This window comes from Pseudomaricurvus alcaniphilus (assembly GCF_011440395.1).
GTDB classification, from domain to species: domain Bacteria; phylum Pseudomonadota; class Gammaproteobacteria; order Pseudomonadales; family Cellvibrionaceae; genus Pseudomaricurvus; species Pseudomaricurvus alcaniphilus.
This window is the reverse complement of sequence record NZ_JAAOIX010000001.1, coordinates 189,692-212,093: the sequence shown is the minus strand read 5'-3', so window position 1 is coordinate 212,093 and position 22,402 is coordinate 189,692. Positions and strand designations below refer to the sequence as shown.

The window sequence follows — 22,402 nt, the reverse complement described above, 5'->3', positions numbered from 1 at the left end:
GACTTCGCTATAAGCATTTGTTGATTTTGGCTGGCAAATATACGTAAATGTATCTATTCTGGAAAAGAATATTTTCTTATATTTTTATAATAAAATTTCAGTGACAAAGAGCCAATTGGAGGGCTTATGAAGCTGCAGCAACTGCGCTACATTTGGGAAGTTGCCCACCACGACCTGAACGTATCTGCGACCGCGCAAAGTTTGTACACCTCCCAGCCCGGTATCAGTAAGCAGATTCGCCTGTTGGAAGATGAGTTGGGCGTGGAAGTATTTTCCCGCAGCGGCAAACACCTGACCAGAATCACCCCGGCAGGGGAAGCGATTCTGAAAACTGCCGGGGAAATACTGCGCAAAGTAGAGAGTATCAAGCAGGTTGCGCAGGAGTTCAGCAACGAGAAAAAAGGCAGTCTTTCCCTGGCGACGACCCATACCCAGGCTCGCTACGCGCTCCCCAAAGTGATTGAGACCTTTATTAATCGTTACCCCGAGGTGTCGCTGCATATGCACCAGGGCACACCGATGCAAATCTCCGAAATGGCCGCCGATGGTACCGTTGATTTTGCGGTGGCCACCGAAGCGCTGGAGTTGTTCAGTGACCTGGTCATGATGCCCTGTTACCGCTGGAACCGCTGCATCGTGGTCCCCAAAAACCACCCCCTCTGCCAGGTCTCGCAACTGACCCTGGAAGATGTTGCCAGGCACCCGATCGTCACCTATGTGTTTGGTTTTACCGGGCGCTCCAAGCTGGATGAAGCCTTTATTGAGAAGGGCCTGGCGCCAAAGGTTGTATTCACCGCCGCCGATGCGGATGTGATCAAGACCTATGTCAGGCTGGGGTTGGGTGTGGGTATCATCGCGAAAATGGCCTATAACGAAGACCTGGACAGCGACCTCGTGGCGCTGGATGCCAGCCATCTGTTCCAGCCCAGCGTTACCAAGATCGGCTTTCGGCGCGGCACTTTTTTGCGCGGTTATATGTACGAATTTATCGAATTATTTGCACCGCACCTGAGCAAGGATGTGGTTACCGAGGCCTATAACCGGCACTCCAGGGCGGAAGTTGAAGAGCTGTTTGCCGATATAGAGCTGCCGTCTCACTGACAGGTCCCTCAGCCGCCCTCGACAACTGCCGGGCCGGGGGCGCGGGTTGATTTCCTGCTTATTCGCGCTCGAAATTCACAGCGTGCAAGCCGCATTCCTTCTTGGTAGCTTCCTCCCACCACCAGCGACCTTCGCGTTCGTGCTGGCCCGGGCCCACAGGCCGGGTGCAGGGTTCGCAGCCGATGGAAACAAAGCCGCGGTCGTGCAGCGGGTTGTAGGGCACCTCAAAGGCCCGGATATAGTCCCAAACCTGTTGTGATGTCCAGTTTGCCAGCGGGTTGAATTTGGTGAGCGGGCCGCGCTCGTGGGCAAATGCCTTGTCGTCCTGGATGACCGGGATTTGCGCGCGGGTGCCGGGGCTCTGGTCCTTGCGCTGGCCGGTTATCCACGCGTCGACGCCCTGCAGCTTCCTCTGCAGCGGGGCAATTTTGCGGATACCGCAACACTCCTGGTGGTTGTCTTCGTAAAAACTGAACAGGCCTTTCGCTTTGACCAGTGCGCGCACAGCTTCGCCATCGGGGCTGACAACATCGATATCGATCTTGTAATGCTTGCGCACGGTTTCGATAAACTGGTAGGTCTCCGGGTGCAGGCGACCGGTATCGAGGCAAAAAACCTGGATGTCGGGCCTGATTTTGTGAGCCATTTCGATCAGTACCACGTCCTCCGCACCGCTAAAGGAGATACAGATATTGTCGTACTCCGAGAGGGCGTATTTAAGGATTTGCTGTGGCGACTGTTCTTGCAGCTGCTTGTCGAGGTCGACGGTATCAAGCAGTTCGGTCATGGGGCGTTCCTGGTGAGTTTTGGGTGCAATAGGGTTAATTTGCGGCGCAGGATAGCAGAGCCGGCGTTAGGAGAAAAATAATATCCAGTCATACCGTTATAACTCTTTGCTCTTTTGTCTTCCTGCAATGTCGCACACAGCGGCTGCTCAAGGTGCGGGGAAAAACTTCGTGGAACATTGGTTAATATTTGATCGGTGAGATTGGTCTGTGCTTTAGTTTGTCTGAAATGATGAAAATTTTGCCGATATTCTATACTTAAAGTAATTTCTTAACTTTTACCTCTGATTCTATTCAGCAAGTTATAGAGAGATTATAAGGTTGTTTATTAAGAGTTCCACGTGAAAACTATTTGCCCCGACCGGTGCTTCGCTAATTGGCAGCACAGAGAAATTGCGGTGAGGGCGTGAACAAGGTAGATTGCCTGCTTTTGATGCCGGACGAATACCTCGTCTTGTGAAACCTTCATCTGATTGGCAATAGGAGTCGTTTGTGGAGCTCGCGTGTTTGGACCTCGAAGGGGTGTTGATCCCTGAAATCTGGATAAAGTTTGCGGAGAAAACCGGTATTGAGGCGCTCAAGGCGACCACCAGGGATATCCCCGATTACGATGAATTAATGACCATGCGTCTGGGAGAGCTGGCAAAGCACAAGCTGGGGTTAAATGAAATTCAGGAAGTGATTGCGACCCTTAGCCCTATGGAAGGTGCCCGGGAGTTTATCGATTGGCTGCGGGAGCGCTTCCAGGTGGTTATCCTGTCGGACACCTTCTATGAATTTGCGGGTCCGCTGATGAAGCAGCTGGGCTATCCAACCCTGCTTTGCCACAAGCTTACTGTGGATGATACGGGCCGCGTTACCGACTACAATATCCGCCAGGCCAACCCCAAGCGGCAGTGTATTGTTGCCTTTAAGTCGTTGTACTATCGCACCATCGCCGCAGGTGATTCTTACAACGACACCACTATGTTGGCGGAGGCAGATGCGGGTATTTTGTTCAAAGCCCCGCAGAACGTAATCGAGCAGTTTCCGCAGTATCCGGCGGTACATACCTACAGTGATCTGAAGCGAGAGTTCCTGAAGGCCAGTATCCGCGATTTGGCACTATAAGCCCCCTGTGTAGTTGATGCCCGGCCCGGGCGTGCTTTTGCCCGGGTCGGCAGCCCTGCCGGTATAGGGAGTCACAGGCTGGTCAGGGTGTCGAGAATCAGGCCAATTTTTGTCAGAGACTCCTGGTACTCTTCTTCTGGCAGTGAGTCGAATACGATCCCGCCGCCACCCCAGGTAAAAATCTTATCCTTGTTCAGGGCCAGCGTGCGAATGGCGATGTTGGAATCCATTTTGCCGCTCTGGTCGATATACACAACGCTGCCGCAGTAAACCGCACGCCGGCTGGCCTCCAGCTCTTCGATGATTTCCATGGCCCTCACTTTTGGGGCGCCGGTAATCGACCCGCCGGGAAAGCAAGCCTTGAGAAGCTCAACGGCACTGATGTTGTCTCGCAGTTGGCCGGTCACGGTGCTGACCAGGTGGTGCACGTTGGCGTAACTTTCCAGTTCAAACAGTCGCGTGGTGTTTACTGTGTGACACACTTTGCTCAAGTCATTGCGCAACAGGTCAACGATCATCAGGTTCTCCGCCCGATTTTTCGGTGATTGCACCAGCGCCTCCGCCAGTTGCCGGTCCTCGCTTGCTGTCGTGCCCCGCGGGCAGGTTCCCTTGATGGGCTTGGTGGTGACCTGGTGGCCGTCCGAATGCAGGAACTGCTCCGGTGACAGGCTCAGTATGGTGCCGTATTCCGTTTCAAAGTAGGCGGAGAAGGGTGAAGGCAGGGACTCACGGAGGGTTAAATAGGCTTGCAGGGGGTCGCCCTGGTAATCTGCTGCAAAGCGCTGGGAAAAGTTAACCTGGTAACAGTCGCCGGCCGCTATGTATTGTCCGATTCGGCGAATTTTTTCGAGGTAATCCTTCTCGGTCAGATTGCTTTTGAATGCACCGGCTTTGAATGGGCTCACTTCGACTTGAGCTGCGGTCGCCGGGCAGTCTTCGTGACCGGCGTTTTGCAGTCTCAGCAGCAATGTTTCCACCTCGGCTTCCGGCATGTCCGCGGCGTGTGCCAGGTGCGCAGCTTGCAGCTGGTGGTCCTGAATGATGGCCCAGCGGTAAATGCCCACCAGCATGAGTGGTAGCTCGCTGTCATCGCCGATGCGATTGGGCAGGTGCTCCAGCTGGCGGCCGATGTCGTAACCGAGATAGCCCAGCGCACCGCTGTAAAAGGGTAGTGGTGTGGCATTTGCCAGGCTCCCGGTCGGGGGCGCTAACTCCTGTTCCAGTGCTGCCCAGGGGTCCTGGTATTGACGGATTTTTTCCTGCTCAATGCAGCGGTTGCCGCTGGCATCGCTGATAAGTTTGCGCGCCGGTGCGGCGCTGATAATGTCGTAGCGGCCGCGATTCTGGTGCGGCTGGCCGCTGTCCAGCCAGATGGGCCAGGGCATGGCGCGCACCGCCCGGAAATAGTCAGCGCTGTTACCCCGGTAGGGCAGCGGTCGGCTAAAGGTGGGTTGATCGGGCTCGGAATGGTTCATTCGGGTGCTTTTATGCAGTTAGTTTCGTACGGCTGGTTCTATGCCGGTGCGTGGCAGCGGCTGACTGGTGCGCGGCATTGTAGTGCCTGCGACCGGGCTTGGCTACGTTTGGCCGGGCGCCTTGATTAATCCGTCCTGGCAGCCTTGACGGAGCTGGTAAAAGTGAGCAATCTTTCCGGTGCTGGTTGGGAGTGTTTATCCGGGCGTGGTGCCGCTGTTGCTGCAGCACGCGGTTTGGGTGGCACCCTTAGCAGTGTGGCACAGATAGGGCGGCACAGATAGGATGGCACAGGAGGGTGCCTTTAGGGCGCGGATAGTGGCGCAGTGTGGTTGGGCGGGGCGAAGGTCTATTTGAGATAAAACACTATGGGATTTCAGGCACTGGAAAAATTACACCAGCTTCACGACGGCTATAAGCGCGCATTTCGCGTGGGGCAGTTGGAGCTTTTGCTTATTCAGGAAGAGGGCAGGGTCTATTTGTTGGAAAACCGCTGTCCCCACATGGAGGCGCCACTGACCTACGGGCGCGTCCAGAATGGCCAGATTCGCTGTCCCATGCACGGTATATGTTTCGAGCTGGCCACCGGTAAGTGCGGGCCGGCAACGCCTGGAAGCCTAAGGGCGGTAAAAACATATATACCGGTCTATGAGGGCAATACCGTTGGGGTTGTGTTGTGATCGGTCGCCATAGTGCGGGTGTCAGGAGGGGGCGGCGGTGAGTGTATGGCTGCAGCGAGAGATACGCCTGCGCGCCAGGCCGAGGGGCTTTCACCTGGTGACAGCGGAGATACTGGAGCAGCTGCCGGAGCTGGCCGATGTGGAGGCGGGGTTGATAAACATTTTTATTAAACACACCTCGGCCTCCCTAACTGTAAACGAAAATGCTGACCCCAGTGTCAGGCGGGATTTTGAACGCTACTTCAATCGCGCGGTGGCGGAGAATGAGCCCTACTATGAGCACGTGGATGAGGGTAGTGATGATATGCCGGCGCACCTGAAGAGCAGCATCCTGGGGGCGAGTCTCAATCTGCCCATTACCCGCGGGCGCTTGAATTTGGGAGTTTGGCAGGGCATTTACTTGTGTGAGCATCGCAACAACGGCGGTGCTCGCAGCCTGGTGGCGACCGTCCAGGGCGAGCGATTCAGGGTGTGAGGTCGAGCGGGTGGCGTGACCGGGCCTCTGTGGCTGGCCTTGCTCCGGCGTCAGGGCGCTTAAGTTGCGGCTAAATGGCAGCCGGAAGAGAGTCAAAAAATTAGTAGTCGTCCGTCTGTTGGATTGGCAATTTGTATGCGGCTACCAGCTGCAAACGGGTTGGTGCAGGCTGCACAGTTCGACAAACTCCGGGTAGTCAATCAGTTTCACCGCTGCCGCCAACGGCGTTGGCAGCTTCCGCGTCGCCACATCTTCCTGCAGCGCGTAACAGGTCAGCCCTCGGGGAGGGTTGCCGCCGTTGTGAACGCCATCGCCAATAAGCACCAGGCTGTCTCCCTCCGCCGCCGCGCTAGTGCAGTTAAGTAGTGAGGTGTGGGTGTGGCGACTTAGTATGTGCAGAGCCTGTTGAGGGGTGGGCGCTGTCATCAGAAATTAAACACCTGGTCGTGGCGGGCTATTAGACGGGATATATCGAGGTTGCTCAACTCCGTTATCCTGCTATCGCTGGGGCGGCTTGTGACTGTGTCCACGAGACCTTGTTGTTGCACATAAATATCTGTCACGCCGTACTGGAGCAGTTCGTCTACCGGGTTTGTCAGCCCCTCCGTTGCGCCCGGCGCGCTTGCCGTTAACTGGGCTACGCCTTCCCCCAGAAATAACACCGCAACATGCAGTCCGAAAACTGCTGAGGTGAGAGCGGCATCCAGGTAGTCGCGGCAGTGGGGGTTGGCACCGCTGGCAATGTACAACAGCTTCACCGCTGGGCTAGGCAAAAGTAACTACCCGATCGCTGCTCGCGGCGGCGTCCGTCAGTTCTGCCAGGCCGGCCAGTTCGAAGCAGGGCAGCAGCCGTGAGCTGCAGTCGGCTGAAGGGTCGCTGTCGGCGGCTACAAGGCCGCGCTGACTGGCGGCTGTGGTGCACACCACCAGATCTGTCGGGTATTCGCGGGCCAGCAACTGCCAAAGTTCGCCCTGCCTGGCAGCCCCCGGGTTTGCAGGTTTGCTTGCCGCGCTGTAAACGCCATCAGCGTAAAAAAAGACACGATAGAGCTGGTGACCCTGTTGCAGCAGGGTGCGGGCAAATTTAACAGCGTGATTGTCTTCAGGTGACAGGGGGGTGGTGCAGACCAGCAGGGAAAATATCATGGGTGGCGCAGGCGCAAAGCTCCGCAGCAGGAGCTTTGCGCCAGGCTGGTTAGTCGTCTGCGCTCATTCCGAGAATGTGCAGCAGGCTGACAAACAGGTTGTAGATGTTCAGGTACAGGGACACGGTGGCCATGACGTAGTTGGTCTCGCCGCCGTTTACGATCCGGCTGGTGTCGTACAGGATAAAGCCGGACATCAGGAAGACAATGGCAGCGCTGATTGCGAGGCTGGCACCGGCGATGTTAACGCCGAACATTCCCGCTACCATCAGGGCAATGGCGCACACAACAACGACGATCAGGCCGGTGATGAGAAAGCCTTGCATAAAGCTGAAGTCTTTCTTAGTGGTGAGCACGTATCCCGACAGGCCAAAGAACACCAGCGCGGTGCCGGCGAGGGCCTGCAGGACGACTTGCGAGCCGCCAGACATGTTCAGGTAGTGATTAATGGTGGGGCCGAGGGAGGCGCCCAGCAGTGCGGTGAAGCCGAACACAACGTAAATGCCGGAGGCGGAGTTGGCAGTGCGAGGTAGCACCAGCCAAACGATGGCCAGGGCTGCGAGGTTCATCATCAAGGCGACGCCATGTCCGAGCCCGATTGCAATGGAAACGGCACAGGCCGCGGCACTGACTGCCATGGTCATGGCCAGCAGCATATAGGTGTTCTTTAACACCTTGTTAGTTGAAACGATCGAATGTGATGACCGTGTTTGGGTGTAGATCTCTTGCATGAGCACTATCTCCATAAAGGAAGGTATTGGCGTTGGCTCTATCATACTGAGCAGAGAGCCAAAATCAAGCTATATCGGTTCTGTCAAAATCCATCTAACTGGTTGATATACGTAGAAAAGTGTAATTATGGATCGCTACACAGCAGCAATAATATTGGGGGGATTTCAGCCTTTTCAAGGTGCTGCATAAACCGGGCTGGGGCGGCCTTGCCAAATCGGTGTCGGGACTGGAGTTGCCTGGTGGCTTCAACCTGAAATGCGGGGTGGTGGCGGTTGGCGCAGTATTCAAAACTTACACAGTAGGCGGGCGATAGGGGAAGGCGCTCACTGTAATTGCGGCTCAGGCGCGGCGTTTGTGCCGGCGGGTTTGGGAAAAATAAAAAGCCCGGCATTCGCCGGGCTTTTTATTTGTAGTTGGCGGTGAGCTAGGGATTCGAACCCCAGGAACCTCTCGGTTCAACGGTTTTCAAGACCGCCGCTTTCGACCACTCAGCCAGCTCACCAGAACGAGCCGCATTATACAGAGATTCAAGCCAACGGCAACTCGCTAAGCTGTTATTTTTTATGAAAAAACCCCGCCTGTGCAACACGGGCGGGGTTTCTGTTCAAACAGCAACGCCTGGCGTTACTCGGATTCAGCCTCTACGGCCAGTTGGCCTTCGCTGCGCTGGTGGCGCGGGTCGTTAGCAGGCCGTGGCAAGGGGCGAGGGTTGTGGGCAATATTCGCCGCTTTGGAGGTGTCCAGAGGTTCGCTCATCGTAATAGTAACTTGTACTGTTTCGATTTTGGCCTCTGTTACCGGGCGCGGGTTGATGCGCGGATCATTTTGTGCCCGGCTGTAATCCCGGCTTTCGGCAGCAGTGGGTGCCGGCGTAACCGGTGTGGTTTGCTCGGTACTGGCTACAGTTTCCCGCGGGGCCTCTGCTGCTAACTCTGTCGGGGCGTCGGCAGCTGTTGGCTCGAGTGGCAGTTCGACCTGCGCATCGGGAGCGGCGGCAGGGCTGCTGCTTTGCGCCGTAGCATCGACCTTCTCGTCGCGAACCTCTGGCGCTGCAGCTGTGACCGCTGCCTCGTCTGAAGTTGTCGTTTCGGGTTCAGTTGCTGCAGGCTCGATCTTGGCAGGCTCAGCGCTAGCATGGGTTGCACCAGGCTCTGGTGCTTCCTGTGATTCTGCTGGTTGCGCGGCGGCCTGCTCAAGCTCGGGCTGCTGGGGCGCTGGTGCAGCCTTCGCTGATTCAGGTGCCGGTGTCTCCTGCTGCGCTACCGCAGCGGCTGCAGGCACTGCTTTCGCCGCTGACTCGGTGTCTACCGGCTCCGGCCTGCGGTTGCGCTTTTCGGTTCGCTCTGGCCTGGTTTCAGCCCTGGCTTCCTGATCGTTTGCTTGCGTGGCGCTGGTTTCCCGGGTTATCGGCCCTTCAGCGCGAGGCTCCCTGGTCTTGCTCTCGGCAGCGGTGGTTTCCTGCTTCTGCTGCTCAGGCTGCTGCTCCGGGCTGTTGCCTTGTTTCCCGTTCTCGGTTTCAGTGTTGCTGTCGCGACGTCCACGGCGACGCGGTTGTGGCTTGCCTCGCTTGTTGGCTGGTCGTCTTGTGGGCCGATCCTCACTGCCGGTGTCGGTTTGGGTCTCTGGCGCTTGCTGGTTGACGGCTTCCTGCTGGTTTTGATCGTCGTTGCGCTGGTTGCGACGGCGGCCACCGCCAGAACGAGCTTCGGATCGGTTGTCGGTTCGCTCCTGGGGTTGGTCGCGGTTTTCGTCCCGGCGCCGAGGGGCTCGGCTGTCCCTGCTGTCACGCTTTTCCCGGTTGTCGCGATCGCGCTGGTTGCCGCGCGCACCGCTGCGGCGATTGCGGGTTTGGGAGCCGCGATTGCGCTGCTGTTGCTTTTGCTGCTCTTCCTCTTTCTCCTTTTTCTCCTGCTCCAGTCTGGCCTTTTCCGCTGCTTCGGCAGCAGGGTCGCCAAACAGTGAGTGCATAAAGCGCGTCCACAGGCCGGGCTTGGGCGCCTCTACTGGCACCTCTGTAACGGCGGCGGCGACGGGGGCCTTTGCTACGGGTGCCGGCGCTGGAGCCATATCCGTGGGTTGCAACTGCTGCACTACAGGCTTTGGAGCCTGTACAGGGTTGGGGTTGGAGAGCTCGTCCTCGTTGCTCTCTTCGGGCGTACCGACGATCTTGTAGCTGGTTTCGGTATTTACCGCTTCGTCATCACGCAGTCGCTGCACCTCAAAGTGCGGGGTGACCATTTGCTCATTGGGCACGACTACCACCCGGGTCTTGTTGCGAGTTTCAATCCCGGAAATGGCTTTGCGCTTCTCGTTAAGGAGAAAGGTGGCCACGGCAACCGGGGTAATGGCACGGATTTCGGCGCTGCGCTCTTTCTGCGCTTCTTCTTCCACCAGGCGTAAAATGGACAGGGCAATGGACTTGGTGCTGCGGATGGTGCCTTGTCCCATGCATCTCGGGCATACCTTGGAAGATGTTTCTCCCAGTGAGGGGCGCAGGCGCTGGCGCGACATTTCCAATAGGCCAAAGCGTGAAATACGACCCACTTGCACGCGCGCCCGGTCCATGGAGAGCGCGTCTTTCATGCGATTCTCCACTTCGCGCTGGTTGCGTACCGGCTGCATATCGATGAAATCAATGACCACCAGGCCGCCCATATCCCGCAGTCGCAGTTGGCGTGCAATCTCGTCAGCCGCTTCAAGGTTGGTGCGCAGTGCAGTCTCCTCGATATCGCTGCCCTTGGTGGCGCGGGAAGAGTTAATGTCGATGGAGATCAAGGCTTCGGTAACATCGATGACGATGGAACCGCCGGAGGGTAGTTTTACTTCCCGCTCGAAGGCTGTTTCGATCTGGCTTTCAATCTGGTAGCGATTGAACAGGGGGGTGTCGTCCTGGTACAGCTTCACCTTGTTGGTGCTGTCGGGCATCATTTGCGCGATCAGGGCCTTGACCAGGTCGTAGGACTCCTTGCGGTCGACGATGATTTCGCCTATGTCGAGGCGCAAGTAGTCGCGGATGGCGCGGTAGAGCACGTTGCTTTCCTGGAACAGGAAGTTGGGCGCGGTGTGAGCATTGGCGGCCTCTTCGATGGAGTCCCAAAGCTTCAGCAGGTTATCCAGGTCCCACTGCAGCTCCTCTGCGCTGCGGCCTACGCCGGCGGTGCGCACAATCACGCCCATGCCGGAGGGTACTTCAATCTTGCCGAGGGCTTCCCGCAGCTCGGCACGATCTTCGCCGTCGATACGGCGAGAAATCCCACCGGCACGCGGGTTGTTGGGCATCAATACCAGGTAGCGACCGGCGAGACTGATAAAGGTTGTCAGGGCGGCACCTTTGTTGCCGCGCTCTTCCTTGTCGACTTGAACGACAATTTCCAGGCCTTCCTTGACGACGTCCTTGATTTTGACGCGGCCATCAACTTCGCGAGGAGATTTGGAAAAGTACTGTCTGGAGATTTCTTTCAGGGGGAGGAAGCCGTGCCGGTCGGCGCCGTAGTCGACAAACGCAGCTTCGAGGCTTGGTTCTACCCGGGTGATTTTGCCTTTGTAAATATTGGCTTTTTTCTGTTCGCGGGTTCGGTTTTCGATATCGAGGTCGTACAGCCATTGGCCGTCTACCAGTGCTACACGCAACTCTTCAGGTTGAGTTGCATTAATTAGCATTCTCTTCATGTGGTACCTATTTAAAATCAATGGGTTAGCACAAAAAGAGGAGGGCCAAGCAGGCAGAATCAGGGGCGGCCGACCGTGTTGTTCCGATGTCGCTGGCCTGTGGGGCTGCGATGCCGGCAGGGTCTACGGGTGCCGAACTCTAAATAACTCTCACTTCCATATTGGCTCCGGCCGCGGCGGGAGCGGAATTCCTGGTTTTTTAAAATTCGTAACCATATACTCGTTGATCAATACCGACTGCGTTCTGCCGCCGGCTGTGAGTTAATTTCTAGCAGTCTGTCAATGAAATTGCTTTGCTTGAACTCTTTGGTTTTTTGAGTATTGTTTTGCCGTGTTCTGTCTGTTTTGCCCGTCACTCTTGTGCGGGTTATTTTAGGACACCCCTCCACACTTCGGTCCGGATTGCCTGCAGTTGCGTGCCAACGATAATAGGTGGCACGCCGGTGACTGCAAGAACTCCGGGGTTCGGGGTCGGGTGTCAATTGTCTTGTGGGGCTGGCTGTCGAGGCTTGCAAACGTTACAAAGCCAGTGATGTTTTACGGCTTTGATCGTCGATGGAAGAACAGACAACTCAGTCCTGTCGGTCAGCGGTATTTCCTAGCAACATGCCTGGTGCCGAAATATAGAGAGGGTGCGCCTTCGCACTCCTGTAAGGATACTGGTAATGGATGCCAGTTGTGCAGCACTCAAACGCAATGTCCGGAAACCTGCCTGGGTCAGACCGACCGACTATAACAACATTAGTCCAGAGCAGCAAATATTCTTGTGTACAACCTCAGCTTTTTCCATTAGAAGCCTGATATGCAAAGGTTTTTATTCGGGCTAATCGGGAATGATAAAGGCTATAATGGCGCCATGATGAATGACAATACCCCCCCAGTCAGTGTTAGATTTGTTGATATCGATGCGGATCGAGAAGGTCAGCGTATCGATAATTTTTTATTGGCCCAGCTGAAAGGCGTTCCCAGGACCCTGGTCTACCGAATCGTGCGCAAGGGCGAGGTGCGGGTAAACAAGGGGCGCGTAAAGGCCGATTATCGGCTTAAAAGCGGCGATGTAGTGCGGATTCCTCCGGTGCGGGTAACCCCCGCCAGTGAGCCTCCGCCGGCGAGCCAGCAACTGGCTGATCTGCTGGAAAACTCAATATTGTTTGAAAACAAGGGCTTGCTGATCCTCAATAAGCCCTCGGGGCTGGCTGTCCACGGCGGCAGCGGCATCAACCTCGGCTTGATCGAAGTGCTGCGGCAGATAAGACCGCAGGAACATTACCTGGAGTTGGTGCACCGGCTCGATCGCGATACCTCCGGCTGCATCATGATCGCCAAAAAGCGCAGCATGCTGCGCCATTTGCACAAGGAGTTGCGGGAGGGGCGGGTGCAGAAATACTATCACGCCCTGGTGGCCGGGCGCTGGCCAGAGCGCTGCCGGGAAGTGCGGGCACCGCTGAAGAAGAATGAGCTGAGCAGTGGCGAGCGGATGGTCAGGGTAGACAGCGACGGTAAGGAGTCGCTGACGGAGTTTCGCGTGTTGCAGCACTACCAGGGGTGCAGCCTGGTTGAGGCCAAGCCCATTACCGGTCGCACCCATCAAATCCGGGTGCACGCCCAATTCCAGGGTCACGGCCTGGTGGGTGACAGCAAATACGGTAACGATGAAGTCAACAAGGCGATGAAGGCCAAAGGGTTTAATCGCCTGTTCTTGCATGCGGCGGCGTTGTCCCTGTTATTGCCTGATGAAGACAAGCCGCTACTGGTGCGCGCCCCGCTGGACGAGCGGCTCAGCGTACCCCTGCAGCGTCTACCGCTGTTGTAAAAGCAGTTATTGCTGTGTAATCAGCGGTTCAACCGGAGCGTAGGGTGTCAGACAAGCTACTTTTTATATTCGACTGGGATGGAACCCTGTGCGATTCCACCAGTACCATCATTGAAGCCATGCATCGGGCTGCCGCAGCGCAGGGTTTACCTGTATTGGCGGATGTTGAAGTCATGGAAATTATCGGCCTGGCGTTGCCGCAAGCCCTGCAACGCCTCTATCCGCAACTGGATGCTGTCGGCATAGAGCAGATGCGCAGCCAGTACAGCCAGCAATTTCTCGAGCTTAATCACACGCCGCCACAGTTGTTTCCCGGGGTCGAAACCACGCTCGCCAGCCTGGCAGATGCTGGTCATAAACTGGCAATAGCAACGGGTAAAAGTCGTGCCGGACTGGACAGGGTGTTAAAGTCCGTGCAGGTTGGCGACTGGTTTCACGGCACACGATGTGCGGATGAAACGGCTTCCAAGCCTGACCCCTTGATGTTGCATCAGTTATTAACGGAGTTGCGCACGCCAGTGCAGCGGGCCGTTATGATTGGCGACACCGAATTCGATATGGAGATGGCGCGGCGGGCCAACATGCGCCGTATCGCGGTGGACTACGGGGCCCATTCGGTTGACCGATTGCAGGCCTATGCGCCGCTGATGTCGGTGTCGCGGGTGGAGCAAATTTTGGCGCTGGTTAACCTGGATGTTGAAGGGGCTGCTTGCGCACAGCCCTGAGAGCGGGGTCACAGTGAGTTTGGGGCCTGCTTTCCCCAGGGCGGAAGCTACAGGGAGAGGCGGCGCAACTCCACAATATCTTTGCTGTGACGTTCCCACAAGCCCCTGAACTCTTCCAGCAGTGTCTTGGCCAACGGAGCGGCATCGGTATCGCAGAAACCGTCAAATTCCCGGTCATCGTGCTGCAGCAGCAGTTGGCGACCGTCGACGATTACGTAGCTGCGGGGGTCTACATCTTGCTCCACGGAGAGCTGGCGCAGGTGAATCTTGCTGGGCAGTCGCTGCTGCAGCTCCACCAATCCGTGATAACGGCCGATCAGCGCGCTGGTACTTTTAATCAGTATCAGGACCTCTGTTTGGCGGTGGCGACGTGCCAGTTGGCTGAGCAAGCGGCAGGTCGCCTGGCAGGCAAACAGGTTGTTATCCAGACCGTAGCTGAAAATGCAAACCTGGCGATGGGCCAGCTGCAGGATGTGCTGTAAATGTTTGGTAAAAGCAGGTGCACCCTGCAGCAGGGTGAGGCTGCTGGAGGTTTCCGACGGGCACTCACCCAAGTCGGTGGCACCCGGAGTATTGTCGGTGACACTCATAATAACCTTCCCGCGGTCAAGATTGCGCTAGCCACTACTGGCAGACTAACCCAATCCGAGGCGCGGGAAAAGCCGGCGTTAGCCGCCGGGCTTGAGAGAAACTAGAGCCCCTGGATTTTCTTCGCCTGTTGCACCGCATTGCCGATGTAGTTGGCCGGGGTCAGCTCCCGAATGGCCGCCTTGGCTTGTTCGGGAATATCCAGTGTTGCGACAAAATTGGCAAGAATCTCACGATTGATGGTCTGGCCGCGGGTCAGGGCCTTGAGTTTTTCGTAAGGCTCCGGAACATCGTAGCGGCGCATGATGGTCTGGATTGGTTCGGCCAATACTTCCCAGCTGTTATCCAGGTCTTCTGCCAGGCGTTTGTGGTTGATTTCCAGCTTGCCGATACCCTTCAAGGTGGAGGCATAGGCAATCGCGCTGTAGCCGAAGCCCACGCCCATATTGCGCAGCACAGTGGAGTCGGTCAGGTCGCGCTGCCAGCGGGAAACGGGCAGTTTGGCGGCCAGGTGGTTGAAGACCGCGTTGGCAATGCCGAGGTTGCCTTCGGAGTTTTCAAAGTCGATCGGGTTGACTTTGTGGGGCATGGTGGATGAGCCCACTTCACCGGCCACGGTTTTTTGCTTGAAATAGCCCAGTGAAATATAACCCCAGATATCCCGGTCAAAGTCGATCAGGATGGTGTTGAAGCGGGCAATGGCGTCAAACAGTTCAGCGATGTAGTCGTGGGGTTCGATCTGGGTGGTGTAGGGGTTCCAGTTGAGCCCCAGTTGCTGCTCGACGAACTGCTGGGCGGTTTGTTGCCAGTCCAGCTCCGGGTAGGCGGACAAATGGGCATTGTAATTGCCCACTGCACCGTTGATCTTGCCGAGCAACTCGACCCGTTCGATCTGCACCAACTGGCGCTGCAGGCGCGCCACTACATTAGCCATCTCCTTGCCCACGGTGGTGGGTGAGGCGGTTTGGCCGTGGGTGCGCGATAGCATGGGCACTTCAGCGTAGGCGTGGGCGAGCTCGGTAATCGCCGCGATAATCTGGCGGGCCTGGGGCAGCAACACCTCACTGCGACCGTCGCGCAGCATCAAAGCGTGGGAGAGGTTATTGATATCCTCCGAGGTGCAGGCGAAGTGAACGAATTCCTTGATCCGATTCAGCTCTTCATTGTCGCCAAATTGCTCCTTGATAAAGTATTCCACGGCCTTGACGTCGTGGTTGGTGGTGCTTTCGATGGCCTTGATTCTGGCAGCATGAGATTCATCGAAGTTGGCGACGATCGCTTCCAGCAGCTCATTGGCTGGCGCTGAAAAAGTCGGCACTTCAGGGATTTCCGGCTGGCGGGACAGTTGCTGTAACCAGCGGATTTCAACTTCAACCCGATAGCGGATTAAGCCGAATTCGCTGAAGATTGCCCGCAGCTCCCGGGTTTTGGAGCCGTAGCGGCCATCGATAGGGGAAACAGCAGTGAGAGCAGAAAGATCCATAGTTGTTAAAACCGTATGTTGTTAAAACCGTAGCTTGAATGGTAATTCAGAAAACCGTAAATGATACCGGATTTTACCGCGCGCGGCGCGCGCTTCATGTTTTTTGCAGATTGCGCAGCAGGTCATCGGCACAGACAGCCAGCTTTTTGCGCTGGAATATGACCTGCAGGCGACTGCCACCCCGCTGCCGCCAAAGGGTGGCGGCACGGATTCCCGATAGCAGCAGCGAGCGCACCTGGTTGGCCACCCGGGTTTGCTGCAGGTAGCTAAAGTCACCGCTGACCTGGATTCGAAACTTGAAAGTGCTGACAGTGTCGCTGTAGATAGCGGCGGTGCTGGCCATAACATTTTCATGGGCGATGCCGAAGTGCTCTGCCTGTTGGGCACTCTGTTGCAACCGCTTGCCGATGACGGCCAGCATGTCCTGGCGGCCCAGCAGTTTTTTCTGCAGGTGCAGGATGCCCAGCACGTAGCGCAATGTGTTGGGGTAATCCCGGGATTGCTGGTGGCTCAGCAGGTCGCTCATTACTTTGAGGCCGAGCTCGATATTGGCCAGGTCATTGCCGAATACATCCAGCGTGGAGGCCGGATTCTGGTTAAACAGGCCGTTCATGCAAGTGCCCAGCGGGGCGGAGGGCAGGTAGCCGGTTTTCGCCAGCTGTTCCACCAGTGCGGCGGCCTGGAACACCCCGGCCAGGGCGATGGCCTGGTCTTCAAAGCGCGCGTTCAATGACCGCTCCTCCCAGACAGGTATCGTCCTGGTAAAAAACCACTGACTGGCCCGGGGTCAGGGCCCGTTGCGGCTCGTCAAAAGTGACCTTGATGCTGTTGTCTGGCATGAGTTCCACGCTGCAGGGCTGGTCCGGTTGGCGGTAGCGGGTTTTAGCTGAGCAGCGCAGTGTCGCGCCGGCGGGCTTGCCATTGATCCAGTGGCAGTTGCCTGCAACCAGGCTGTTGCTAAGCAGCAGCGGATGGTTTTTGCCCTGTACTGCGACCAGTTGATTGCTGGCCAAATCCTTGACCGCCACATACCAGGGTTCATGGGCCGCATCCTTCCTGCCACCGATGCCCAGCCCCTGGCGCTGGCCAATGGTGTGGTACATCAGGCCACTGTGCCGACCAATTACCTTGCCGCTGTCGTCGACGATGTCGCCGGGCTGGGCCGGCAGGTACTGTTGCAAAAAGTCCTTGAAGCGACGCTCACCGATAAAGCAGATGCCGGTACTGTCCTTTTTGTCGTGGGTGACCAAATCGTGCTGTTCGGCCAGTTGCCGTACCGCGGGCTTTTGCAGTTCGCCAACCGGGAACAGCGATTTGGCGAACTCCTGTTCGCCCACTGCGTGCAGGAAGTAACTTTGATCCTTGTTGCTGTCCAGCCCTTTTAGCAAGCGGGTGTGTTCGGTGTCATCCGAGCGGCGCACGTAGTGGCCGGTGGCGATCATATCCGCGCCGAGAACTTCGGCGTATTCCAGAAATACCTTGAACTTGATTTCCCGGTTGCACAGGATGTCCGGGTTGGGTGTGCGACCGGCCTGATACTCTTCCAGGAAGTGCTCAAAGACGTTGTCCCAATACTCGGCGGCGAAATTGGCGCTGTGGAGCTTGATGCCCAATTTGTCGCACACGCGTTGGGCATCGGCCAGGTCTTCCCGGGCGGTGCAGTACTCGGTGCCATCGTCCTCGTCCCAGTTTTTCATAAACAGGCCTTCCACTCGATAGCCCTGCTGCTGCAATAGCAGCGCGGCGACGGAGGAGTCGACACCGCCGGACATGCCGACGATGACATGGCCGGAGGAAGAGGCCGGGGAGGTTCCGGTGGTCATGGATTCAATCAACTATTTACTGCCGCGAATGGAAAAGGGCGCATATTCTACCTCTGCTCAGAAATCAGATCCAATGGATAAGCGACTCCACGGCGATGATCTTCAATGACTTTCAGGACCACCGGGCTGCGCAGCTGATCCTTGAGGGCCAGGATTTCGCCGTGGGTCAGCCATACCGGCGCGATGATATCGTCATCCAGACGGGCCAGAGGGTCTTCCTGCAGCGGCCTGGCAATGATAGTTGTACGGACGTAGCTGATACCGTTGGGGGCGTGGTACACCGACAGACCGGCAAAGCCGGTGGGCTCTACCAGCCAGCGAGTTTCTTCCAGGGTTTCCCGGACGGCTGCCTGCAGAATGGACTCGCCGCATTCGATGTGGCCGGCGGGCTGGTTGAAGACGATGCGGTTGTCACGCTTCTCCTTGACCAGCAGGTAACGGCCGTCCTGCTCGACAATAGTCGCCACAGTTGCGTGCGGTAATTCAGTCATCGGTAGTGGTCTCCTGGCCTGCAGCGCCGGGTTGGAAAAGGTGGGGAGAGGTCAGTTGGTTAGTGTTTTTTTACCTCGGCGAGGCGCCTGGCGTTTTGGTCGCCGGTGCACGGGTGTGCCCGGGGTCGGCGCGGGCGTGTGCACCTGTTCGAGACAATATTCACCGGGCAACAGCTCACCCAGCTGCCATTGACCGATAGAGGCGCGGATCAGGCGCAGGGTGGGGTAGCCCACCGCCGCGGTCATTCGCCTGACCTGTCGATTGCGGCCTTCGGAGATGGTGATTTGCAGCCACTGGGTGGGGATGTTCTGCCGCTCCCGGATAGGAGGGGTGCGCTGCCAGAGCCCGGCAGGTTGTGCTATGGGGTGGACTTTGGCTGGCCGGGTGAGGCCGTCTTTTAATTGTACCCCGGCTCGCAAGACCTGCAGTGCCTGCTGATCCGGCTGGCCCTCGACCTGGACCCAGTAGGTCTTGCTTAACTTGTGGCGAGGATCGCTGATGCGATGCTGTAGTTTACCGTCATCGGTCAGCAGAATCAGCCCTTCGGAATCGTAATCCAGCCTGCCGGCAGGGTAGTGGCCGTGGAAGTTTGGCAGCAACTCTTTCAGGGTGGCGCGGCCGTCGGCATCGGTAAATTGGCTCAGCACCTGAAAAGGTTTGTTGAGGAGGATAATGCTGGCCATAATGAAAAATCACCGAATAATCTGTAGAAATTTTACAACCTGTACGAACTTTACCCTTAATGGTATCATGCTGCCCGCAAAAAAGCGGGGAGCCGAAGGGATCAAAAGTCAAACGGCTATGGCCCATTTCCAATCCAGATACAGCTGACATTTGGGAGATATAATGTCCACCGACACGCCAAAAATTATATACACCTTAACGGATGAGGCGCCAGCGCTCGCCACTTACTCATTGCTGCCAATCGTGCAGGCCTTTGCCAAGAAGGCTGATATCGTAGTGGAAACTCGGGATATTTCCCTGTCTGGTCGTATTCTGGCGACCATGGCGGAATACCTGCCGGAAAACATGCGTGTAACAGACGACCTGACGGAGTTGGGTGTGCTGGCTGAGCGCCCTGAGGCCAATATCGTCAAATTGCCAAACATCAGTGCTTCTGTCCCTCAGCTGCAAGCCGCGATCAAGGAGTTGCAGAGTCAGGGTTACCCGCTGCCTAACTATCCGGAAGAGCCTGCCAACGCCGAAGAAAAGAAAATCAAGGGGCTGTACGATTCAGTCAAGGGCAGCGCCGTTAACCCGGTTTTGCGTGAGGGTAACTCTGATCGCCGCGCCGCCGCCTCGGTTAAAGCCTACGCCAAGAAAAACTCCCATCGCATGGGCAAGTGGACTTCCGACTCCAAGAGTCACGTCGCCCACATGACTTACGGCGATTTCTACGGCAGTGAAGTGTCTACTGTCTGTCAGCAGGCCGGCAATGTTGTTATCAAATACGTCGGCGACGATGGCAAGATTGAAATCCTGCGTGCGAAAACACCGGTGCTCGAGGGCGAAGTGATCGACTCTGCGGTCATGAACGTCTCTGCGCTGAAGTCATTTTTGACCCGTTGCATCGAGGAAGCCAAGCAGGAGGATGTGCTGCTGTCGCTGCACCTGAAAGCTACCATGATGAAAGTGTCCGACCCGATCATGTTTGGCCATGCGGTGGAGCAGTACTACAAGCCGGTATTCGACAAGCACGGCAAGATCTTCGCCAACCTGGGCGTAGACGTCAATAACGGCCTCGGCGACGTGTACGCCAAGATCAAGGACCTGCGACCTTCCAAGCAGGCCGAGATCGAGGCGGATATCACAGCCTGTTACCACAACAAGCATCGCCCAGAGCTGGCGATGGTCAACTCCGACAAGGGCATTACCAACCTGCACGTCCCCAGTGACGTCATTGTCGATGCGTCCATGCCGGCCATGATTCGTGACTCCGGTAAAATGTGGGGTCCTGATGGCCAGCTGCACGACACCAAAGCCGTGATTCCGGATCGCTGCTATGCCGGTGTCTACCAGGCTGTTATCGAGGACTGTAAAGCCAATGGCGCTTACGACCCCAGCACTATGGGCAGTGTCGCCAACGTCGGCCTGATGGCGAAGAAGGCCGAAGAATACGGTTCACACAACAAAACTTTCCTGTCCCCCGGCCGTGGCCGTGTGTTGGTGGTAGACGCGGCAGGCAACACCCTGCTTGAGCAGGAAGTGTCCAAGGGTGACATTTTCCGCATGTGCAAGGTAAAGGACGCGCCGATCCGCGACTGGGTCAAGCTGGCGGTCAATCGCGCCCGCGCCTCTAACACCCCCGCGGTATTCTGGCTCGACAGCAATCGCGCTCACGATGCCCAGTTGATCATCAAGGTTGAAGCTTACCTCAAGGAGCACGATACCAGCGGTCTGGACATTCGCATTATGTCTCCGGTAGAGGCGACCAAGTTTTCGCTGGAGCGTATTCGTCGCGGCCAGGACACCATTTCGGTGACGGGTAATGTGTTGCGCGACTACCTTACCGACCTGTTTCCAATTCTCGAGCTGGGCACCAGTGCGAAAATGCTGTCCATCGTACCGTTGATGAACGGCGGTGGCCTGTTTGAGACCGGCGCCGGTGGCTCCGCTCCCAAGCACGTGCAGCAGTTTGTCGAAGAGGGCCATTTGCGTTGGGATTCACTGGGTGAGTTTTTGGCCCTGTCCGAGTCATTCTCGCACCTGGCCTCGACCTTCAAGATGCCCAAGGCCAAAATTCTTGCGGACACGCTCGATAAGGCCAATGGCAAGTTCCTGGACAACAACAAGTCGCCGTCGCGCAAGGTCAAGGAAATTGACAACCGCGGCAGTCACTTCTATCTGGCACTGTACTGGGCGGAAGCCCTGGCGGCCCAGAATGAAGACCAGGAGCTGAAGCAGGCATTCTCTGCTGTGGCTGCCGAGTTGGCTGCCAATGAAAATGCAATTCTTGATCAGTTGAACTCTTGCCAGGGGGCGCCTGTGGATCTGGGTGGGTATTATCGACCCGATTGGTCCAAGGTGTCAGCCGCCATGCGACCCAGCGAGATTTTCAACAAGGCGTTGGAGATGCTGTAGGCCTAAGCGGCCAGCTGCGGCACACGCAAAACCCCGCATCCTGACCGGAGCGGGGTTTTTTGGTTTTAGGGGGGGGCGAGTGTGCTGGCGGAGGTAAGGTGTTGCCGGTCTGGCCGGGACGGCGTTACCCGAGTGCCTTTTTCGGTTCGCTCAGGGGAGGAGCATGCTCTTCCTCAGGGGGCGTGTCTGCGGGATGAAGTTTGTCCGGCAGCTCGATATCGGTGGCATGCAGGCCTTTGGCGCCTTCAATCACCTGAAAATTGACCTTTTGGCCAGCCTTGAGAGTTTTATAGCCCTCCATAATAATGGAGGAGTAGTGGGCGAAGAGATCTGAACCGCCGTCATCAGGCAGGATAAAACCGTAGCCTTTGGCATTGTTAAACCACTTTACTGTACCTGTTGGCATAGTACGTTCCTTGCATGGCCGGTGGTGATGGCCATGGGTATGGTATTATTATGATTTAGCACGGACGTCCGGGTTAAGCCCGTCTTCGGGGTAAGCCGCAACCAGGTGGAGCCCTGGGAGCGATTTAAACTGTCGGACCGGAACTGGCTGGTGCAGCAGTGCTCCGCCGATGTTCTCGCCGGGACCGTGTTTTTCTTTTGTGGCCTTGTTATAGCGAACATGTTTTTACAAGTCAATCAGCTGGATTAACTTTTTGCTGGTAAAGTGTTCTAACAGGTCATGGGGTGATCGGTATCGTGGGGCTGGACGTAAAAATGAGGGTTGAAGAGAGAATTGATGGATAACGTGTGTAAATATCATCTAAGATTAAGTTCAGATGATCAGGATGACGACCACGCCGGTGATGGTAACCTGGCGGTACAAGAGGCCAAGCCGCGCCTCAAACGACCGTCCATGTATAAAGTAGTTTTGTTAAACGACGACTATACACCCATGGAGTTTGTGGTTGAGACCCTGGAGATATTCTTTGGTATGAACAGAGAGCAGGCCACCCAGGTAATGCTGATCGTTCACACCAAGGGCAAGGCAGTGTGCGGCCTGTTTACTCGGGATATCGCCGAGACCAAGGCGGCCCAGGTAAACCAGTACGCGCGGGAGAACCAGCATCCGCTGCTGTGCGAAATCGAGGCGGCAGACGACTCCGATGAGTAAATGCTCGCGGGGAGTAGCCCTGCTGGCAAGCTCGTGATAGCTTATTAAAAGGCTGTCCAGAAGGCAGTCCGGAATCTAGCCTGAACGTAGCCAGTCTGCAGTTGGTGCGG

At 56.6% G+C, this 22,402-nt stretch carries 22 protein-coding genes and 1 tRNA gene; 8 read left to right on the top strand and 15 right to left on the bottom strand.

Annotated features, from left to right (window positions below; all coding sequences use genetic code 11):
• The first annotated feature begins 126 nt into the window (after positions 1-126).
• Entirely contained in the window at positions 127-1,101 is a 975-nt protein-coding gene (cysB, locus tag G8764_RS00935; protein WP_166160972.1) for an HTH-type transcriptional regulator CysB, read from the top strand.
• Between the two features lie 58 nt (positions 1,102-1,159).
• Here cysB and G8764_RS00930 read toward each other — a convergent pair whose 3' ends face one another.
• Positions 1,160-1,888 (bottom strand): phosphoadenylyl-sulfate reductase, encoded by a 729-nt coding sequence (locus G8764_RS00930; protein WP_166160970.1) that lies wholly within the window; start codon positions 1,886-1,888, stop codon positions 1,160-1,162.
• 490 nt (positions 1,889-2,378) lie between these two features.
• On the opposite strand from G8764_RS00930, the gene thrH reads away from it, so the two are divergent.
• Positions 2,379-2,996, top strand: coding sequence for a bifunctional phosphoserine phosphatase/homoserine phosphotransferase ThrH (gene thrH, locus G8764_RS00925; RefSeq protein ID WP_166160968.1), 618 nt, complete (start codon positions 2,379-2,381; stop codon positions 2,994-2,996).
• Positions 2,997-3,067: 71 nt separating this feature from the next.
• On the opposite strand, the gene pabB is transcribed toward thrH, so the two are convergent.
• Positions 3,068-4,471: an aminodeoxychorismate synthase component I gene (pabB, locus tag G8764_RS00920; protein WP_166160966.1), complete on the bottom strand. Its 1,404-nt coding sequence runs from the start codon at positions 4,469-4,471 to the stop codon at positions 3,068-3,070.
• A gap of 366 nt (positions 4,472-4,837) precedes the next feature.
• Between pabB and G8764_RS23035 the strand changes: the two genes are divergently transcribed.
• Together G8764_RS23035 and G8764_RS00910 are read left to right on the top strand one after the other, a co-directional pair.
• Positions 4,838-5,149: a Rieske (2Fe-2S) protein gene (locus tag G8764_RS23035; protein WP_166160964.1), complete on the top strand. Its 312-nt coding sequence runs from the start codon at positions 4,838-4,840 to the stop codon at positions 5,147-5,149.
• Between the two features lie 37 nt (positions 5,150-5,186).
• Positions 5,187-5,624, top strand: a complete 438-nt coding sequence (locus G8764_RS00910; RefSeq protein ID WP_166160962.1) for a secondary thiamine-phosphate synthase enzyme YjbQ — start codon at positions 5,187-5,189, stop codon at positions 5,622-5,624.
• Between the two features lie 141 nt (positions 5,625-5,765).
• Here the strand turns inward: G8764_RS00910 and G8764_RS00905 are convergent, their stop codons facing one another.
• The 6 genes from G8764_RS00905 to rne all read right to left on the bottom strand — a co-directional run bounded on the left by G8764_RS00905 (position 5,766) and on the right by rne (position 11,170).
• The gene (locus G8764_RS00905; protein ID WP_166160960.1) at positions 5,766-6,050 is read right to left on the bottom strand and encodes a DsrH/TusB family sulfur relay protein; all 285 of its coding nucleotides are present in this window, start codon (positions 6,048-6,050) and stop codon (positions 5,766-5,768) included.
• Complete coding sequence (locus G8764_RS00900) at positions 6,050-6,397, bottom strand: DsrE family protein (RefSeq protein WP_166160958.1); 348 nt, start codon at positions 6,395-6,397, stop codon at positions 6,050-6,052. The genes G8764_RS00905 and G8764_RS00900 overlap by 1 nt, the downstream gene beginning before the upstream one ends.
• Positions 6,390-6,770 (bottom strand): sulfurtransferase complex subunit TusD, encoded by a 381-nt coding sequence (gene tusD, locus G8764_RS00895; protein ID WP_166160956.1) that lies wholly within the window; start codon positions 6,768-6,770, stop codon positions 6,390-6,392. The genes G8764_RS00900 and tusD overlap by 8 nt, the downstream gene beginning before the upstream one ends.
• A gap of 49 nt (positions 6,771-6,819) precedes the next feature.
• Positions 6,820-7,500: a Bax inhibitor-1/YccA family protein gene (locus G8764_RS00890; protein ID WP_166160954.1), complete on the bottom strand. Its 681-nt coding sequence runs from the start codon at positions 7,498-7,500 to the stop codon at positions 6,820-6,822.
• A 415-nt stretch (positions 7,501-7,915) separates the two neighbouring features.
• Positions 7,916-8,003, bottom strand: a tRNA-Ser gene (locus tag G8764_RS00885).
• A 122-nt stretch (positions 8,004-8,125) separates the two neighbouring features.
• Positions 8,126-11,170 (bottom strand): ribonuclease E, encoded by a 3,045-nt coding sequence (gene rne, locus G8764_RS00880; RefSeq protein WP_166160952.1) that lies wholly within the window; start codon positions 11,168-11,170, stop codon positions 8,126-8,128.
• 856 nt (positions 11,171-12,026) lie between these two features.
• Between rne and rluC the strand changes: the two genes are divergently transcribed.
• Together rluC and G8764_RS00870 are read left to right on the top strand one after the other, a co-directional pair.
• Complete coding sequence (gene rluC / locus G8764_RS00875; protein ID WP_166162906.1) at positions 12,027-12,983, top strand: 23S rRNA pseudouridine(955/2504/2580) synthase RluC; 957 nt, start codon at positions 12,027-12,029, stop codon at positions 12,981-12,983.
• Positions 12,984-13,027: 44 nt separating this feature from the next.
• Positions 13,028-13,708 carry an HAD-IA family hydrolase gene (locus tag G8764_RS00870; RefSeq protein WP_166160950.1) on the top strand — a complete coding sequence of 227 codons (681 nt, stop codon included), beginning with the start codon at positions 13,028-13,030 and terminating at the stop codon, positions 13,706-13,708.
• Between the two features lie 47 nt (positions 13,709-13,755).
• Here G8764_RS00870 and G8764_RS00865 read toward each other — a convergent pair whose 3' ends face one another.
• From G8764_RS00865 to G8764_RS00840, 6 genes are all read right to left on the bottom strand, one after another.
• Positions 13,756-14,298 carry a DUF7931 domain-containing protein gene (locus G8764_RS00865; RefSeq protein WP_166160948.1) on the bottom strand — a complete coding sequence of 181 codons (543 nt, stop codon included), beginning with the start codon at positions 14,296-14,298 and terminating at the stop codon, positions 13,756-13,758.
• A gap of 101 nt (positions 14,299-14,399) precedes the next feature.
• Positions 14,400-15,779, bottom strand: a complete 1,380-nt coding sequence (purB, locus tag G8764_RS00860) for an adenylosuccinate lyase (RefSeq protein ID WP_166160946.1) — start codon at positions 15,777-15,779, stop codon at positions 14,400-14,402.
• Between the two features lie 94 nt (positions 15,780-15,873).
• Positions 15,874-16,509, bottom strand: coding sequence for a high frequency lysogenization protein HflD (gene hflD / locus G8764_RS00855; RefSeq protein WP_166160944.1), 636 nt, complete (start codon positions 16,507-16,509; stop codon positions 15,874-15,876).
• Positions 16,493-17,602 (bottom strand): tRNA 2-thiouridine(34) synthase MnmA, encoded by a 1,110-nt coding sequence (gene mnmA, locus G8764_RS00850; RefSeq protein WP_166160942.1) that lies wholly within the window; start codon positions 17,600-17,602, stop codon positions 16,493-16,495. The genes hflD and mnmA overlap by 17 nt, the downstream gene beginning before the upstream one ends.
• A gap of 47 nt (positions 17,603-17,649) precedes the next feature.
• Positions 17,650-18,093, bottom strand: coding sequence for an NUDIX hydrolase (locus G8764_RS00845; protein WP_166160940.1), 444 nt, complete (start codon positions 18,091-18,093; stop codon positions 17,650-17,652).
• Positions 18,094-18,144: 51 nt separating this feature from the next.
• Entirely contained in the window at positions 18,145-18,777 is a 633-nt protein-coding gene (locus G8764_RS00840; RefSeq protein ID WP_166160938.1) for a pseudouridine synthase, read from the bottom strand.
• Positions 18,778-18,940: 163 nt separating this feature from the next.
• Between G8764_RS00840 and G8764_RS00835 the strand changes: the two genes are divergently transcribed.
• Positions 18,941-21,175, top strand: a complete 2,235-nt coding sequence (locus tag G8764_RS00835; protein ID WP_166160936.1) for an NADP-dependent isocitrate dehydrogenase — start codon at positions 18,941-18,943, stop codon at positions 21,173-21,175.
• Positions 21,176-21,299: 124 nt separating this feature from the next.
• On the opposite strand, the gene G8764_RS00830 is transcribed toward G8764_RS00835, so the two are convergent.
• Positions 21,300-21,581, bottom strand: coding sequence for a cold-shock protein (locus G8764_RS00830; protein WP_166160934.1), 282 nt, complete (start codon positions 21,579-21,581; stop codon positions 21,300-21,302).
• 336 nt (positions 21,582-21,917) lie between these two features.
• Between G8764_RS00830 and clpS the strand changes: the two genes are divergently transcribed.
• Complete coding sequence (gene clpS / locus G8764_RS00825) at positions 21,918-22,292, top strand: ATP-dependent Clp protease adapter ClpS (RefSeq protein WP_166160932.1); 375 nt, start codon at positions 21,918-21,920, stop codon at positions 22,290-22,292.
• Positions 22,293-22,402 lie beyond the last annotated feature (110 nt).

Coding starts and splice junctions, on each gene's coding strand:
- G8764_RS00830 (WP_166160934.1), bottom strand. CDS start 21,581: ATGCCAACAGGTACAGTAAAGTGGTTTAACAATGCCAAAGGCTACGGT.
- G8764_RS00930 (WP_166160970.1), bottom strand. CDS start 1,888: ATGACCGAACTGCTTGATACCGTCGACCTCGACAAGCAGCTGCAAGAA.
- pabB (WP_166160966.1), bottom strand. CDS start 4,471: ATGAACCATTCCGAGCCCGATCAACCCACCTTTAGCCGACCGCTGCCC.
- purB (WP_166160946.1), bottom strand. CDS start 15,779: ATGGATCTTTCTGCTCTCACTGCTGTTTCCCCTATCGATGGCCGCTAC.
- clpS (WP_166160932.1), top strand. CDS start 21,918: ATGGATAACGTGTGTAAATATCATCTAAGATTAAGTTCAGATGATCAG.
- G8764_RS00835 (WP_166160936.1), top strand. CDS start 18,941: ATGTCCACCGACACGCCAAAAATTATATACACCTTAACGGATGAGGCG.
- G8764_RS23035 (WP_166160964.1), top strand. CDS start 4,838: ATGGGATTTCAGGCACTGGAAAAATTACACCAGCTTCACGACGGCTAT.
- rne (WP_166160952.1), bottom strand. CDS start 11,170: ATGAAGAGAATGCTAATTAATGCAACTCAACCTGAAGAGTTGCGTGTA.
- rluC (WP_166162906.1), top strand. CDS start 12,027: ATGATGAATGACAATACCCCCCCAGTCAGTGTTAGATTTGTTGATATC.
- G8764_RS00845 (WP_166160940.1), bottom strand. CDS start 18,093: ATGACTGAATTACCGCACGCAACTGTGGCGACTATTGTCGAGCAGGAC.
- tusD (WP_166160956.1), bottom strand. CDS start 6,770: ATGATATTTTCCCTGCTGGTCTGCACCACCCCCCTGTCACCTGAAGAC.
- mnmA (WP_166160942.1), bottom strand. CDS start 17,602: ATGACCACCGGAACCTCCCCGGCCTCTTCCTCCGGCCATGTCATCGTC.
- G8764_RS00865 (WP_166160948.1), bottom strand. CDS start 14,298: ATGAGTGTCACCGACAATACTCCGGGTGCCACCGACTTGGGTGAGTGC.
- G8764_RS00890 (WP_166160954.1), bottom strand. CDS start 7,500: ATGCAAGAGATCTACACCCAAACACGGTCATCACATTCGATCGTTTCA.
- G8764_RS00905 (WP_166160960.1), bottom strand. CDS start 6,050: ATGACAGCGCCCACCCCTCAACAGGCTCTGCACATACTAAGTCGCCAC.
- cysB (WP_166160972.1), top strand. CDS start 127: ATGAAGCTGCAGCAACTGCGCTACATTTGGGAAGTTGCCCACCACGAC.
- G8764_RS00840 (WP_166160938.1), bottom strand. CDS start 18,777: ATGGCCAGCATTATCCTCCTCAACAAACCTTTTCAGGTGCTGAGCCAA.